The 15900-nt window shown below is 62.3% G+C and carries 11 protein-coding genes and 1 pseudogene; 3 read left to right on the forward strand and 9 right to left on the reverse strand.

Annotated elements, in window-relative coordinates; all coding sequences use genetic code 11:
* The 4 genes and pseudogenes from ASE72_RS00080 to ASE72_RS00095 form a co-directional block, all read right to left on the reverse strand.
* Positions 1-1611 (reverse strand): M28 family peptidase, encoded by a 1611-nt coding sequence (locus ASE72_RS00080; RefSeq protein ID WP_056015338.1) that lies wholly within the window; start codon positions 1609-1611, stop codon positions 1-3.
* A gap of 100 nt (positions 1612-1711) precedes the next feature.
* Positions 1712-2524, reverse strand: a complete 813-nt coding sequence (locus ASE72_RS00085; protein ID WP_056015340.1) for a DUF1206 domain-containing protein — start codon at positions 2522-2524, stop codon at positions 1712-1714.
* Between the two features lie 73 nt (positions 2525-2597).
* Positions 2598-3404, reverse strand: a complete 807-nt coding sequence (locus ASE72_RS00090) for an EAL domain-containing protein (RefSeq protein WP_443024692.1) — start codon at positions 3402-3404, stop codon at positions 2598-2600.
* Positions 3405-3566: 162 nt separating this feature from the next.
* Positions 3567-4241: pseudogene (locus tag ASE72_RS00095) on the reverse strand (ATP-binding protein); the annotation flags it as partial.
* Between the two features lie 369 nt (positions 4242-4610).
* Between ASE72_RS00095 and ASE72_RS19445 the strand changes: the two are divergent.
* The 3 genes from ASE72_RS19445 to ASE72_RS21140 are packed head-to-tail and all read left to right on the forward strand — an operon-like array spanning position 4611 to position 8275.
* On the forward strand, positions 4611-6338 hold the full coding sequence (locus ASE72_RS19445; RefSeq protein ID WP_156340313.1) for a Mu transposase C-terminal domain-containing protein: 1728 nt from the start codon (positions 4611-4613) through the stop codon (positions 6336-6338).
* Positions 6335-7243, forward strand: coding sequence for a TniB family NTP-binding protein (locus ASE72_RS19450; protein ID WP_082445690.1), 909 nt, complete (start codon positions 6335-6337; stop codon positions 7241-7243). The genes ASE72_RS19445 and ASE72_RS19450 overlap by 4 nt, the downstream gene beginning before the upstream one ends.
* Positions 7244-8275, forward strand: coding sequence for a TniQ family protein (locus ASE72_RS21140; protein WP_082445691.1), 1032 nt, complete (start codon positions 7244-7246; stop codon positions 8273-8275). It begins immediately after the preceding gene.
* Between the two features lie 545 nt (positions 8276-8820).
* Here the strand turns inward: ASE72_RS21140 and ASE72_RS00100 are convergent.
* The 5 genes from ASE72_RS00100 to ASE72_RS19460 all read right to left on the reverse strand — a co-directional run bounded on the left by ASE72_RS00100 (position 8821) and on the right by ASE72_RS19460 (position 15793).
* A complete protein-coding gene (locus ASE72_RS00100; RefSeq protein ID WP_056015342.1) occupies positions 8821-9108 on the reverse strand; it encodes a hypothetical protein in 288 nt (95 codons plus the stop codon).
* Positions 9108-12371 carry an error-prone DNA polymerase gene (locus ASE72_RS00105; RefSeq protein WP_056015345.1) on the reverse strand — a complete coding sequence of 1088 codons (3264 nt, stop codon included), beginning with the start codon at positions 12369-12371 and terminating at the stop codon, positions 9108-9110. Before ASE72_RS00105 ends, ASE72_RS00100 begins: the two co-directional genes overlap by 1 nt.
* Positions 12368-14158: a Y-family DNA polymerase gene (locus tag ASE72_RS00110; protein ID WP_327196445.1), complete on the reverse strand. Its 1791-nt coding sequence runs from the start codon at positions 14156-14158 to the stop codon at positions 12368-12370. The genes ASE72_RS00105 and ASE72_RS00110 overlap by 4 nt, the downstream gene beginning before the upstream one ends.
* Complete coding sequence (locus tag ASE72_RS00115) at positions 14073-14768, reverse strand: ImuA family protein (RefSeq protein ID WP_056015347.1); 696 nt, start codon at positions 14766-14768, stop codon at positions 14073-14075. The genes ASE72_RS00110 and ASE72_RS00115 overlap by 86 nt, the downstream gene beginning before the upstream one ends.
* Positions 14769-15292: 524 nt before the next feature.
* Complete coding sequence (locus tag ASE72_RS19460) at positions 15293-15793, reverse strand: hypothetical protein (RefSeq protein WP_235532169.1); 501 nt, start codon at positions 15791-15793, stop codon at positions 15293-15295.
* Positions 15794-15900 lie beyond the last annotated feature (107 nt).

Raw genomic sequence — 15900 nt, forward strand, 5'->3', positions numbered from 1 at the left:
TCAACGGCGTTCGGCGTCCGTTTTTGCGCGCTCGATCTGGAACGCCTCGCCTGCGTTCCAGACTGGCCACGACCGTCCCTGCGCGACCTCGCGGCCCAGCGCATAGGCGACGCTGCCCTCCTGCGCCGCGCCGGTCAGATCCCAGCGCGCATCATATTCGTCGCAGGTCTGGTGATAGCATCGCGCATTGAACGCACTCCGCTTCGCCTCGCCCGCCGCCGCACCGCCATCGACCAGATCGCGGCCGGCGCGGAAATACACGCCGGGCACGCCCTTCTGCGCCAGCGCGTAATGATCCGAGCGATAGAACCATCCCGCCTCCGTGTTTTCCTCGGGCACGATCCGCAGCCCCTGCGCCGCCGCTACCCGCGCGAGGTCCGCCTCCATCGGCGTCCGTCCGACCCCGATCAGTTCGAGATCGCGTGTACGGCCGAGCACGACGTGCGGATCGAGGTTGAACTGTGCCGCCGTCGTCGCAAGCGGCAGGACGGGATGATCGGCGTACCAGCTCGCCCCGAGCAGCCCCTTTTCCTCTGCCGTCCACAGCGCGAACACCACCGACCGGCGTGGTCGCGCGGCGCCGGCATAGGCCCGCGCGATCTCGAGCAGCGTGGCAGTACCCGTCCCGTTGTCGATCGCGCCGTTGCGGATCCGGTCCGCGGGCGGGTCGAACGCGTTCTCGCCATATGCATCCCAGTGCGCGCCATAGAGGATGCTGCCCGCGGCGGGATCGGTTCCGGGCAGCACGCCGACGACATTGTGGCTCTCGACATGCTCGATCCGTGTCTCGACGCGCGCCGAGAATGCTGCGCCCTTGAGCTCGATCGCCGCGAAGTCCGCACGCTGCGCGGACCGCTTGGCCGCGGCATAGTCGAGCCCGCCCTGCTTGAGCAACGCGACGCCGATATCGTTCCGGATGTTGCCGCGCACCCCGAAGGCGGGCGGGATCGCGCCGGTATCGAGCGCATAGCCGGGGACCGCATCGCCATTGGCGATCTGGAGCCAGGGATAGCTCGCCGGAAACGTCTCGTGGATCGTCAGGAACGCCGCCGCGCCGCGCTTCTGTGCCTCGTTCAGCTTGGTCCGCGCCGCGGGGCTCGATGCGCGCCCGCCAAATCCAAGGTCGCGCCCGGCCTCGACATCGGGATCGCCCGCCAGCGCCACGACGACTTTGCCGCGAACGTCGACACCGCGATACGGGTCATAGCCGAGCTTGGGCTCGACCACGCCGTAGCCGACGAACACGATCGGCACCGTGTCGAGCTGCGTCGCGCCGACGATCCGCGACGACGCGGCGATCTCGACGCCGGGGTTTAGCGTGACGTCCCGGCGACCGAGCCTGAGCGTGAACGCCGCGCTGTCGCGCGTCCAGCGCAGCAACGGGACGCGCTGCCGAAAGCTGGAGCCAGCGCCCGGCTTCAGCCCCAATTGCCTGAACCGCGCCTCGAGGAAGTCGAGCGTGATCGGCTCGCCGGCCTGTGTCGGGCCACGGCCGTGGAAGGAATCGTCGCTGAGTGTGCGGATATCGGCCTTGATCCGGTCCGCGGACAGGATCGGCGGGCCAGGATCGGCGGCAGCGGTCAGCAGCAACAGCGGAAGAAGTCTTTTCATGCGTGCAAATTGCCCTCGAAACTGCCCGGGAACAAGCGGTGATCGGTCAACTTCACTGTCTTGTCAGCGATTTAATCCGCCTGTCTGATCGCGCTGCGGGTCAACCCGGGATACGAACGCTAACCCGGCGGAAGCGCGCCTCGATGAAGCTGTAGACGCCGAACAGTCCCAGCCCGATGCCGGTCGCCGCCAGCAGCCACTTCCCGCCCGGCTGATCCTGCAGCATCGCGAGCGCGTCGGCCATGCCGCCCGCCTCGGTGGCGTGCGACTGCCAAGCCGCCACGGCGAAGAACCCCGCGACGATCGCGAACACGACCGCGCGCGCACCATAGCCCAGCCGACCCATCGTGCAGACATAGGAGGGCAGCGACGAATCATTGTGCAGGTCGCGGATGAAATTACCCTTCCACGCCTTTTGCGCCTGCATCAGTGCTGCCGCGAGAATGCCGATCGCGACTGCCGCCACCAGAAACCGCCCGAGCGGAACGGACAACAGCCACGCGGTCCAGTCGCGTGCGCTGTCGTCGCCGGGCGATCGGCCACCCGAACCCGTCGCCGGATGCAGCGCCAGCCGCGCCGCCGTCCAAGCCAGGATCAAGTGCGCAACGCCGCTGACGACATGCCCGATCCGCTTCACCGCACCCTTGGCATCCTGCATGATCCGCTCCGGATCCGCGATCGCCTCGGTCAACCGCCATATCGCATAGCCCAGCAGCCCCGCCGCCACGATCGCGAGGATCACCACGCCCAGCTTCTCGTCCGCGAGCGACCCGATAGCGCCCTGATTGTCGGCGATCGTCCCGCCGCGCATCGCCGCATCGACCGCGAACCAGCCGACCAGAAGGTACACCAGGCCGCGTGCGGCAAAGCCAAGCCGCGCAAGCTGCGTCGCGCGTGCATCCGAAATCGTCACCGCATTCCCCCGGTTCGTTACGCGTGCACAACACTCGGCATGACGCGACGTTCCGGCAAGGATCGGACGGGCCCTAGCTCCCCCAGGCCGCGACCGGCGGCAGGGCGCCTGTTTCGGGCTTCGCGAACAGATACCCCTGACACAACCGCACGCCGAGCGCGCGCAGCGTCGCGAGTTCGCCGGGCGTCTCGATCCCCTCGGCAAGCGGCTCGATCCCGAGGTCCGCGCCGAGCGCGACCACCGCCGCAACGATCGAGCGCTTGACCGCCGACGTATCGATGCCGCGGATCAGCATCATGTCGAGCTTGATGACGTCGGGGTGCAATTCCGCGAGCAGCCCGAGCCCGGCATAACCCGCACCGAAATCGTCGATCGCGGTCGTGAAGCCCTGCGCGCGGTAAGCCGCGATGATCCTACGGACATGCGCGACGTCCTGCATCCGCTCGTTCTCGGTGAATTCGAACATCAGGTTGCGCTTGTCGAACCCGACGCGCGCCGCCGCCGCCAGCGTCGCGCGGATGCACGCATTGGGCTCGTACACCGCGTTCGGCATGAAATTGATCGACAGCTTGATGTCGCCGCCGGGCACGAACAGCGCGCCGGCCATCTCGACCGCCCGGACCCGGCACGCCTGATCGAACGCATAGATCATGTCCGCCGAAACCCGGTCGAGCACCGTCTGCGCGCCCTCGCCACCGGCACCGCGAACCAGCGCCTCATACGCCCAGATCTTGCCGGTCAGGATGTCGATGATTGGCTGAAACGCCATCGTGAAGCCGAAGGGCACCCCGCCTCCGCTCCGGCAGGCGCCGCAACGCTGCGTACCGCCTGCAGCGTTCTGCGCATTCCGCCCGACGGCGACGAGGGGGACACGGTCCATGAAGCTCATCGTCAATTCCAGGCGCACGTCGGCGAAATACGGTCATGAGAAACGGCGCGACCACGCCCCGCACTCTGTGAATGCAACTCATGTATATTGCATGGATTAATAAACCGTCTTGGCGATGGCCCAGGCTTGTGCGCCCGCGGTCGCAGTCCCGGATCAGTTGACGGGGGGCTTGCGACGATAGCTCAGCGCCTCGGCGATATGGATCCGTGTCACCTCGGGCGCGGCGGCGAGATCGGCGATCGTCCGGCCGACGCGGAGAATCCGCGTATAGCCGCGCGCGGTCAGCCGCATCGCCTCGGCCGCCTGCGCGAGCAGCTTGCGACCCGCAGCATCGGGCGTCGCAACGGCATCGAGGACGGGGCCATCCGCCTCGGCATTGGTCCGCACGGGATGATCCCGATAGCGCTCGACCTGAACCGCGCGCGCTGCGGCTACGCGTGCACCGACAGCCGCCGACCGTTCCCCCGCGGGCGGCATCACCAGATCCGCCGCCGTCACCGCCCTGACCTCGACGTGCAGGTCGATCCGGTCGAGCAGCGGCCCCGACACCTTGGCCTGATAGTCCGCAGCGCAACGCGGCGCGCGTGAACAGGCGAGGCTTGCATCCCCCAGATGTCCGCACCGGCACGGGTTCATCGCGGCGATCAACTGGACGCGGGCTGGAAACGTGACGTGCGCATTGGCGCGTGCGACGCTGATCGTCCCGGTCTCGAGCGGCTGGCGCAGCGAATCGAGCACCGCGCGCTGAAATTCCGGAAGTTCGTCGAGGAACAGCACGCCGAGATGCGCGAGGCTCACCTCGCCCGGCTTGACCTTGAGCCCGCCTGTAAAGCAGGTACACCGGTTTGCACTGCCCACCCGCCCGCACCCGGCTCGGCTCGCACTAACGTTTGCACTGAGGCTGGCTGAGCATTGCACTACATTCGCATACGGGCACCGCGATAGCATTGGTGCGAAACTAGTTCGTCTGAACTTCTTTCCCATCAGATTAACAATCGTTCGCTAATACCCCCTCATTTACATGACGCTCTTGATCAATGATGGTAGTCAGCAAGTGTCCGGATAACGGTTCACCTTGAAGCATTTCGGACACCCTCTCCCACTAAGTCAATGTAGACTCACCCGGGCGAAAGTAGCATTACCGACATCAGCGCACATAGTTTGCAGTGCCTAGTCAGCACGGAGATTTTCAAGGCGATGAAGGGTATCGAAGACCAAGTAGAGCCTTTAACCATAGACGGCTCGGAAATGTCCGACCGTCAAATGAAGAAAGCTCTCGAACGAAAGCCCATTATTGATTCGCTTTTGCTATCTAGCCAAAATACCGGCGAGCAGGTCCGGGAAGCCGCAGGGAAGCTCCATTGCTCGCCCAGGACGGTTTGGTATCTAATCAAACGTTATGGGGCTACCCGGCGCCTAGTTGATCTTGCTCCAAGACAAGGCCACGGGCGCAGTGGCATGACATTCATTAAACCTGAGGTGGAAGACGTCATCTCTGAGGTTTTAGATGGGTTTCATCTCAGCCGCATGCGACCAACGGTTACTCAGACCGTAATGGAGATCAGACGCAAGTGCGCCTCGGCGGGTCTTCCGCCTCCCGATGAAGGCACGATTAAACGCCGGCTAAAAAAGATTCCGGATATCGAGATCGTAGCGGCCCGAGAAGGCAAGAAATTCGCCCGCGAACGATACAAAGCGATGCCAGGAAAAACGTTGGATACGCAATGGCCACTTCAGAGAATACAGATAGACCACACGATGGTTGATTTGATTGTCGTAGACGAGTTGAATAGGCAACCACTAAGACGACCATACTTGACGATAGCAATAGATGAGTTTTCGCGCGCAATTCTCGGCTTCCACTTAAGCTTAGAGGCTCCTTCTGCGACATCTGTCGGTCTCTGCCTCGTTCATAGCATCTTGCCGAAAGAGCAATGGGCGGGGCGAATAGGTTTACAATTTGATTGGCCAATGCACGGGCGACCGGACTGCCTCTATGTCGACAATGGCTCAGACTTTCATTCGGAGGCGGTCGAAAAGGGCTGCATCGCTTGGGGAATGAATATCGAATACCGCCCGCCGGGAATGCCGCATTTTGGAGGCATCGTCGAACGTATGATGCGAACTGCCATGGGAGCGGTCAAGATATTGCCCGGAGCGACCGGTGGCTCAATCGCCGAAAAGGGAGACCGTGACCCTGATGCCGGCGCGGCTATGACATTGAAAGAGTTGGAACGCTTTTTCGCAACTTTTTTTGCCGGTCAGTATCATCGAACTCCCCATTCTTATCACAGCAAGACGCCCAATACCCGATGGAGAGAAGGCATCTTCGGCACCGCATCTCAACCTGGGCGCGGCATCCCGCCATTGATTAATGACCCGGAACGCTTGTTAATAGATTTTTTACCCCTGGAGCGTCGGCGCATCACGCAACGCGGCATTCGCTGGGGCGGCGTCCATTACATGGACGATGTTTTACGGGAGTACATGGGCTCCAATAACGCGGATCCATTCATAGTTCGACGAGATCCAAGAGATGTATCAGCTATTTGGTTTTTATCGCCGAATGATGGTCGCTACTATCACATCCGTTCCCGAGACATTGCTAGGCCGTCAGTATCTCTTTGGGAGCTCGAAGCGGCACGCCAAAAGGTGAGATTGGAAAGAAATTCTGACTATGACGAGACCGCCCTGTTTGAGGCCGTCGAAGCGCAGCGCCGCATCGTCGAAAAAGCTGCGGAAAGTAAAGCGGCCGCTCGAAGAGGTCGCCTCGCCGTTGAAAGGCGCGCACGAAACGCAGAAGGCACACACGCATCGTACGAAGGACAAGGTGACGACACCGCCCGTTCCAGCTCCCATAGGCCTTGGAGCTTCTCCAAACTGCCTGACTTGCCAGAAGATGATATTTTTGAGATCGACGAATGACGGACGACCGCCGCCTTTCGAAAACGGCGCGGGATTTACTCGGCTCGACTGCAGAGACGCGGATCAATGCGATCCAGAGTATCCCTTTTATATCCTACGCAGCGGCAAAACTCATTCGAGCGCGGATGGAGCAAATCGTCATCGCGCCGAGGTCGCACCGCCCAGCAAGCATGTTAATTGCCGGTTCCACCAACAATGGGAAAACAATGTTAGTGCGACGATTTGTTGAATCTCATCCTGACTTTGATGACCCTGACGCAGACGCGTCATTAGCTTCAGTTCTTTACGTGCAGATGCCTCCCACCCCCGATCCGCGCCAATTTTATATGGCCATACTCGACCGACTACAGTCACCGGTACGAAGAACTGCTGTTTTAAGTCAGCTTCAAAGCCAGACAATACGCCTTTTAGGCTTAGTAAACACCAAGGTCTTAGTTATAGATGAGATTCATAACATACATGCCGGTAGAATAGAGCATCAGCGGGGCTTTTTGAATCTCCTCAGGTACATATCCAATGAGCACGGTATTCATCTGATTGCCTGCGGATTAGCAACATCTGTAAGAGCCCTACAATCGGATGAACAACTTGCTAACCGTTTCGAGCATTGGCCCTTACCGAAATGGCGGGTTGATGGTTACACCAAGGCACTTTTAAACACTATTGAGACGCTCCTGCCATTGAGAAAACAGTCAAGCCTATCTGATCCCGAATTGATTAAGCGTATTGTAGGGCTTTCTGAAGGGACCATAGGAGAAATAGTAAGATTGATATTATCCGCTGCTTGCGAAGCGATCCGGTCTGGTCAAGAGTTTGTGGATAACATACTCATAGACGAACTTCGATGGATTCCTCCCAGTGAACGTCGTGCTGCTGCGGAGCACATGCTTGGGGTGAGAACGTAAGTGTCCCAACTCCTGCCGTGGCGCCCAAAGCCGTATGATGACGAGATTCTCTCGTCATGGTTACGACGTGTTGCTTATGGCAACTCATCTAAGCTGCATACATTTTGCCATCTTAAGTGGCCTGGCCTTCAGATATGGAATAGAGACTTAGACTCTTTAGGATCTCGGTCTTTCATCAACGACCTTTGTGTGATGACGGGAACCGCTGAAAATCGAGGGCATGCTACATCACTGAGATCTCTAGAAGGCATCGTATTTGATAGACTTAGATTGACCGGCCTTACCCGTTGGATTCTGCCTTTGGGCATCTATCATCGAACCAGGAGGCGCTCCGGACAACAATGGTGCCCTTCCTGCTTAAAAGAAGGAAAGGCCCCATATTATAGAAGGGCGTGGCGACTGGGATTCTCTACAACGTGCTCTAGCCACGGATATGTATTAGCAGATCGTTGTCATCAGTGTGCACTACCAGCATCCCCTCATCGCGGGGAGGATCCATACTGCAGCCATTGCTTCACCGATCGTCGGGACCATCCTACGATGTTCGGGGACGCCCTGACACTGCAGCTCGAACATCGCATGCGAGCAACGTGGTTAGGCCCGCCCTCCGCCATGCCCGAGCTTGGGTGTGGGCACCCGCTCAGCTATTTCACGCTCGTCCGTCAAATTCTAAGCATTGTGACGTCTAACCCCCGAGCCAGTCGACTCAGGGACGTAGTTTGTCGAGAGCATGGCTTAGATCCGGCGCCCCCCCTATTTGAGTCGAAGCTGCCGATGCCTGAGTTTCTTTCGGTTATTGAACGCCATCGTATGATGGCAATCGTAGCTCGACTTCTTCAGGGCTGGCCCTTCAAATTTGTCGCGTTTTGCGCGGAGGCTGGAATGTGGCGATCGTGGGCCATCAGAGGAAACTCTGGAGTCCTGCCGTTCGCTTACGATGCAGTTATTGATACATATTTGACATCACCTGACGTGCCGCCTCGCAAGCTCAAGCCAGTGCGCTTATCAGCGACCTCCCACGGTCATCCATGAGTACCGATGCACTTCGTCATGTAATCATGCATGTTGGCGTCGTTCCACGGCTTCGGTCTTAGAAGCACGACACGACATGCGAGGCGCCGTCGCTTTGGTTGGTTCAGAATAGGAAACGGCATGATCGGTTGGAGAATTACAATTTATCGACAGCCGCCTGATAACTGTCCTTCGAATTTGACCCGGACTTCAGTGCTGGCCGATTGGAAGGTTGGGTCTAGAGGTATAATCTGGCTTGATCAACTGGTCGAGCACGGGGAGGCCCAACTGGTGAAGACCGGTGGGTATCCTAACCTATACACGGCGTTGGCGGGATCGATCGTGCCGCTATTTCTTGGAGAGGTACCTCCAGCAGAAGACGACGTGCCGTGGCGTATGCCACGGGAAATTACTATCAAGCGCGCTGAGCTGGCGCTGTGCCAAGCCAACGAAGTACTGACTATCACGGTGTGGGATCAGAGCTGAACGCTGGCCAATGGCGAGGTGGGGGTAACCATCGCTAACTTCGTGAAGCATGATAGCAGCTGGCTCAGGTAATATAGCACTCACGGTTCGGACACCTCTTCATAACAGCCGGCGCGCCGCAGCTGGCGGACGATCCCGTTGAACGCCGCGGTCACTCCCTGTGCCCTGCCGATCTCGTTCTCTTGGGCTGCAGCATCCCAGTAGAGTTCGAGTGGCCAACGTTCCGGGCAGTGCGGGAGCAGGCAGCGCAGTGCTAACCGGATCTCGACGACGTCGACGCGCGCGTCCGAGCAGCGCGCAACGCCGCCCCGCAAGATATGCACCGACAGCGCGATGACAACGCGTTGATGGCGGACGAGCTTTGCCATCAATGAAAGTCGTGAGATTTGAACTTCATGACGGCTTCCGGATCCATGCCGTCCGCATGGGGTGGCCAGTAAGAGTTGCGCGGGTTCGGGCTCCAGCCCTTGTCGCCGCGATCGGGGGAGCCGGCATGCTTCGCACCGTCACCGCGCCCGGTCCGGTGCGGGAACGACATCTCGCCGACCCGGTGCAGAAGATCGCCGTGGTCAATGATCCGGTCGCAGATGACGTGGATGACCTCGCCCTCCTTCTGCACCCTGCCCTTCATGCCGATCATCGACGCGGACATGACGGTACGGCGCTGGCGCTCGAACCGATCGGGCCACAGGATGCCGTTGGCGATCCCGGTCTCGTCTTCGATCGTGATGAACAGAACGCCTTTGGCAGACCCCGGCTTCTGGCGAACGAGGATGATGCCGGCGACTTCGACATGCCGTCCGTCGCGAATGGTGGCCAGGTCTGCGCATTTGGTCACGCCACGCCTGGCCAGCTCGTCACGGACGAAGGTCAGCGGATGCGCACGCAACGAGAGCTGCAGCGCGCGGTAGTCCTCGATCACCTCACGACCGTCGGTCAGTGGGCGCAGTTCGACATCAGGCTCGATCCCTTCCGCGCTGATCGCTTGGTCGGCGCGATCGGCTGCGGCGAACAACGGCAACGGCGCTTCGCTGAGCCCCCTCACCTTCCATAAGCCCTGCCGACGATCGGCACCGAAGCTATGGAAGGCATCGCCGTCGGCGAGCTTCTCGATCGCGGCACGCTGCACGCCAGATCGCCGCCATACGTCCTCGACACTCTCGAACGCGGCCAGCTCGCGCGCGCCGACGATCTTGGCGCCATCCGCGTTGGACAAGCCGCGGATCTGCCGGAGCCCCAACCGTACGGCAAAGTACCGCCCGCCATAGGGCTCCAGCGTGCAGTCCCAGCGGCTTGCGTTGACGCAAGGGGGACGAACCACTACGCCGTGCTCGCGCGCATCGCGCACGATCTGTGCGGGCGCGTAGAAGCCCATCGGCTGCGCGTTCATAAGGCTCGCGCAGAACACGTCCGGGTGATGATGCTTCATCCACGACGAGGCGTAGGAGATCTTGGCGAACGAGGCGGCGTGGCTCTCGGGGAAGCCGTAGGACCCGAAGCCTTCAAGCTGCCGGAAGGTGCGCTCGGCAAACTCACGCGGATAGCCGCGCTCGACCATGCCCCCGATAAGCTTTTCGCTAAAGTGCGACACGCCGCCTGTGAATTTGAACGTCGCCATGGCGCGGCGAAGCTGATCGGCTTCTGCCGGCGTGAAGCCCGCGCCGACGATCGCGACCTTCATCGCCTGCTCCTGGAACAGCGGCACGCCGAGGGTCTTCTCGAGCACCGCACGCAGCTCGGGTCGAGGGTACTCCGGCTTTTCCAGCCCTTCCCGTCGGCGCAGATACGGGTGGACCATGTCGCCTTGGATCGGTCCCGGCCGTACAATCGCGACCTGGATGACGAGATCATAGAAGCGCCGCGGCTTCATGCGGGGCAGCATCGACATTTGCGCGCGGCTTTCGATCTGGAAGGTGCCGAGCGTGTCAGCCTTCGAGATCATGGCGTAGACGTCGGGATCGTCGTCCTGCAGGTCGGCGAGGCCAACGCGCAGCCCCTTGTCCGCCTCGAGCATGTTGAACGCCCGGTTCATACAGCCAAGCATGCCGAGACCCAGTACGTCGACCTTCATGAACTTCAGCGCATCGATGTCGTCCTTGTCCCATTCGATGATCTGGCGGTCTTCCATCGCGGCAGGTTCGATCGGGACCAGATCGTCGAGCCGGTCATGGGTGAGGACGAAGCCACCTGGATGCTGCGACATGTGGCGCGGCACGCCGATCAGCTTGCGGGCCAGCTCGAGCGTCAGGCGCAGGCGACGATCGCCGATGTCGAGGTTCAACTCGTTGACCTGCTTCTCGCCGACACCTTCGGCCGACCACCCCCAAACCTGCCCGGCCAGTGACGAGGTCAGGTCTTCGGGCAGGCCGAGCGCCTTGCCGACGTCGCGCACGGCGCCACGCGCCCGGTAGCGTGTGACGACCGCAGTCAATGCCGAGTGGTTGCGGCCGTAGGTCTCATAGATCCACTGGATGATCTCTTCGCGGCGCTCATGCTCGAAATCGACGTCGATATCGGGCGGCTCGCGGCGCTCGCCACTGACGAACCGTTCGAACAGCAGCTCATGCTTGATCGGGTCGATCGAGGTGACGCCCAGCACGAAGCAGACGCAGGAATTGGCAGCCGAGCCGCGGCCCTGGCACAGGATCCCGCGCCGGCGCGCCTCACGGACGATCGCATAGACGGTCAGGAAATACGGCGCATAGCCAAGCTCGCCGATCAACCGCATCTCGTGGGCGATCTGCTCGGTATAGGCAGCCGGCACCGTACCGTTGAACATCGTGTCGACGGCGTCTTCCGCGAGCTTCTGCAGGGCCTCTTGCGCGGTCAGTCCGTCGATCAGCCGCTCGTGCGGGTACTGATAGGCCAGTTCGCCCAGATCGAAAGTGCATAGACGGGCGATGTCGACGCTCGCACGCAACGCATCGGGATACGCCTTGAACCGCCGGACCATCTCGTCGGCGGATTTGAGCGCACGGTCGGCATTGACCTCGCGGCGGTAGCCGAGCTCGTCGACGGTGCATTTCTCGCGCACGGCCGTCACGACGTCCTGCAGCAGCCGCGCTTCCGGCGCGTGGTAGAGTACATCACCTGTCACCACTGCACGAACGCCAGCGCCGCCCGCCTGCCGCGCCAGCGCATCGATCCGCACGGCATCGTCCGGCCGACGCCGCTGGAACAGCGCCATGTACCCGCGACGGCCATAGACCGTCTTCAGGTCGGCGAGCGCCGCCAGGTTCTCCTCGTCCGCCTCGTGCGGCAGCAGGATGGCGATCATGCCCTCCGACCAGGGTTCGAGGTCATGCCAGTGGAGAAGACATCCCCCCTTCCCCGCCCGCTTCTTGCCCAATGTCAGCAACCGCGTCAGGCGCGACCAGGCGGGGCGGTTGGTCGGGTACAGCAGCAACTGCCGGCCGCAGGACAGATTGACGCGCGTACCGGCGATCGAGCGAACGCCCGTCGCCTTCTGCGCTTCCCAAGCGCGCACCACACCCGCGACGGTGCCGATGTCGCTGACCCCGATCGAGGGATAGCCAAGCAGCGCCGCTGCCGCGAACAGCTCCTCGGGGCTCGACGCGCCGCGTAGCAGCGAGAAGTGCGTGAGGACCTGGAGTTCGACATAGTCCGTCATGCGAACACGCCGTGCATCCACCAGCTCAGATCGCCGGTGTCCTCGACGAACCCGTCGCCACGTCGGAACACCCAGTAGCGACCGCCCGTGTCGTCCTCGACCCGGTAATAGTCGCGGACCGCCCAAACTTCCGCGTCACGGCGCCACCACTCACCGTGGATCCGCTCGGGGCCGTCGCCGGCCACCACCTTGTGCGGACGGCCACGCCATTCGAACCGTCGGGGTGGCTGATCGGGCATGAGCGCTATGACACCCCACAGCGGTTCGGGCCTGGCCAACAGGCGCGTCGGTCGTCGCCATTTCGGCCAGCCCGCGGGCGCCACCACCGGGTCGGCACGCATGACGGCGCGCTCGGGCACGTGGCTTTCAACAGGGGCAATCCGGAACACGGCGTCAGCGCCGATGCGGCCGGCAACGACGTCGACGAGACGGGCCGGATCACGCACGAGTACCTCACCGGCGAGAACCGCGCCAAGATCGACCGCGTCGAGCGGCTCTGTGTGCGGTGCCGCCAGATAGAATTGCTCGAGCCCCAGGCCCGGATTGATCCGCTCGATCCTGAGCTTCATGAGCCGCAACAGGTGCGAGACCTCGCGCGTTGGGCGTGAGGTGCCGACGGCCACGACCTGCTCGGTGCCATCGACGCGTAGGCCACCGAGCCGCAGCGATCGTACGCCGAGCCCTTTCGCGCGCAGCAGTTCGGCCATGTCGCCGAGGAGATCCTCCATGACCTGCGCGATCGCGTCTGCGGTGACGATCGGTTCGAGCAATCGGCGCTCGACGACCGGCATGACCTCGTCTGTGCGCGGCGTGATGGGTTCGGCGACCGCGCCAAGGGCCTGATCGAGCCGCGTGATGGCAGCCAGCCCAAGCCGGCGTGCCAAAGGCCCTCGCGCAACAGGCAGGAGATCGGCGACGCGTTCGAAGCCGAACTTGCGGGCGGCGACAAGCGCCGTGCCTGCTAGGCGCAAGGCCGCGACCGGTAGGCCGCTGAGCGCTTCGACCGTCCGCCCTGTGGGCACGATCGCGATGTCGGCAGGCCCGAACCGGGCAATAGCGTGTGCCGCGCCCGGTGTGTCTGCAACCGCCACGCGCGCGGTGAACCCGGCACGATGGCAAAACGCGCGCAGACGCCGGCAGAACCGTTCTTCCCCGCCATGGAGATGCGCGCAGCCGGTCAGGTCGAGCCACAGCCCGTCGGGCGGTGTGGCTGCGGCGATCGGCGACCAGCGGCGCACCGCGCGTAGCGCGAGCTGATCCAGCATCGCGGCATCCGCCTCCGTCTCGGACGGTCGGATGTCGAGATCGGACACCAGCGCACGCGCATGGGTCGCGGCCATCCCGATCGTGATCCCTAACGCGGCAGCGCCATCGCAGGCGGCCACCACCTCTTCGCGCCGGCCGACCTTGCCCACCAGTGCGAGCGGTGCCCTGTGAAACGCGGCAACGGTCGCCGCGACCCTGTCGTGACTGTCGGCTTGCGCTGGTCCGTGAAACGGATGGTTCGCCGCCTCCGATCGACGGCCAAGTTCACGCATGGGTGGTTTCGCATGCGCGGGCAGCGCGGCGATCTCACCTTCCACATCCTGCCTGGTCGGCATGTTGGCACGAGCCCAGCGCGCGCCCGGCCGCCATCCGCCGCCCCGCGGTACCGAACACGCACCGGGATCGTCGTCGACGGGAAGCTGAAGGGCTGGCCGCTCAGGCAGCCGCGTAGCGTGCCGGTCCAGCCGTCTCAGCCGCTCGATGGCCAAGTGCGGCAGGAACAGCGAGACAACCCGTCTCATCGCAGCCCTCCAAAATCATCGAAAATGCTTCGCCGCCACGCTGCCGTGCGACCTCGACCTGCCACCGCGATCGGCCGACGCCTGCAACACCCAGGCGTTCGGACGACGCACTGGCGATCCGCCAGCGCGTCCAGGCCGCGGACGGCTCGACGAGCGGATCCTGGTCGCGATAACGTCTGCGTCGCAGGATGAGTACGGGAATGTCGGCATCAGCCGCCACGAGTTGCAGGCGCCGGGTCGCGACCATCGACATCCGGCTTACCTCGGCGATCACCGCTGACGGCGTTCCATCGCGCACCGCGTCTTCGACGACGGCCAGCAAGGCCGCATCGTCACGAGGTTGTGCATGGATCAAGTCGGCAGACGACAGCCCTGCCTGCTCAAGGCCGGGTGCGTAGAGATCGTTGCGACAGCTCACCCACAGCACCGGTCCACCAGTATGAGCAGCCTCTCGCGCAGCGATGCCTGCCAGGAACAGCGTTGCCGCGGCATCATCGACCATCGAACAGCTTTGTGCGGCGACCTCGTGCAGTGCTCCTGCGCGAAGGCCCCTGCTTGCGAGGCGATCGTCGAGCGCGGGGATACCGAACGGCATGATGCGGTGATCCACCGCTGGCGTCGCGATTGTCCGCAGATGGGCGATGGTCGTCGGCAGGGACTCGAGGGCGGAAATCATAAGGTCTAGACTCTAGCTGTTCCCCTTATGTTCCGTTACCAGAGCCGTTTGGTCAAGCGGCAGACTCGAGACTCATGTGGATAAGGTTCCGACCAGGAATGCTGCGAACCGCGTTTGCCTATGCGTCGCGGAGCCGGGCTACGGCACGTGTGCGTATGCGAACGACTGTCGTCAGGCATGCGGATCGGCGTGCCGGATCCAGTCCGTTTCCCGCGCTATCGAACCTTCGTCAGCCGTGCCTTATCGCCGAGCTAGCCAAGGGACGAGTTTGGCTCCGACATCCCGCCAAGTGCATGAAATGCAATCCGGATTAGCCTGTTTTGCATTCGCCATTGCCCGGCCTGCCGGATACCAAGGTGACGCCTTTCAGGCATCCTCTCCTAAAAACTTCCCGGGTCGCTTTTGGCGGCCCTTTTTTTGCCCGGACGCAGCCGGCACAGCGTTTCCGGTGCTCCGAGCTACCGGACGTTCGCGTATAGCGATCGGCTGTCATCGAGCATGCTGATGGGTGTCGGGGTGATCCAGTCCGCCCCCCGCATCGGATATGGGCCGTAGAACAGATCGCCGAGCGCACGCCGGTAATGTGCGTTCATCCAACGTCGACGACGATGTTCAGGGCCATCGTAAATCATGTGGCAGCGCTGGCAAAGCGCTGCCAGCTGGTTAAGCGCGCTGTCACTGGGGTCATGATTGAGATGCGCGCAGGCCAGTACCACCGGTGTCCATTTGCCTGAATCGAGGATGTTCTCGGTCGGTCGGCGAACACGTCTGCCGTCGCCATTACGCCAATACGACCGGCCTTTGTCCCACCAGCGTCCGTCGCCCATGTGGAAGACCCGTTGCCCGTGTGGGCGCCCGCAATGTTCGCAGCGTCCGCCTGCCCGCACGAAGCGGACCAGATGCGATAGCTGGGGCCAATCAATCGGATACAGGAAGACATGTTCGGGGCGGATCGGCATCGGTGCCGTCCACCAACATTATCGCTACCCGTATGTCTAGCGACGTTCTGACGCTTTGGTGTTCTTGCTATGTCCTACAGGCAAACATTCGTGCATTCGACCGTCAG

The organism is Sphingomonas sp. Leaf20, from assembly GCF_001421535.1.
Classification (GTDB): Bacteria; Pseudomonadota; Alphaproteobacteria; order Sphingomonadales; family Sphingomonadaceae; genus Sphingomonas.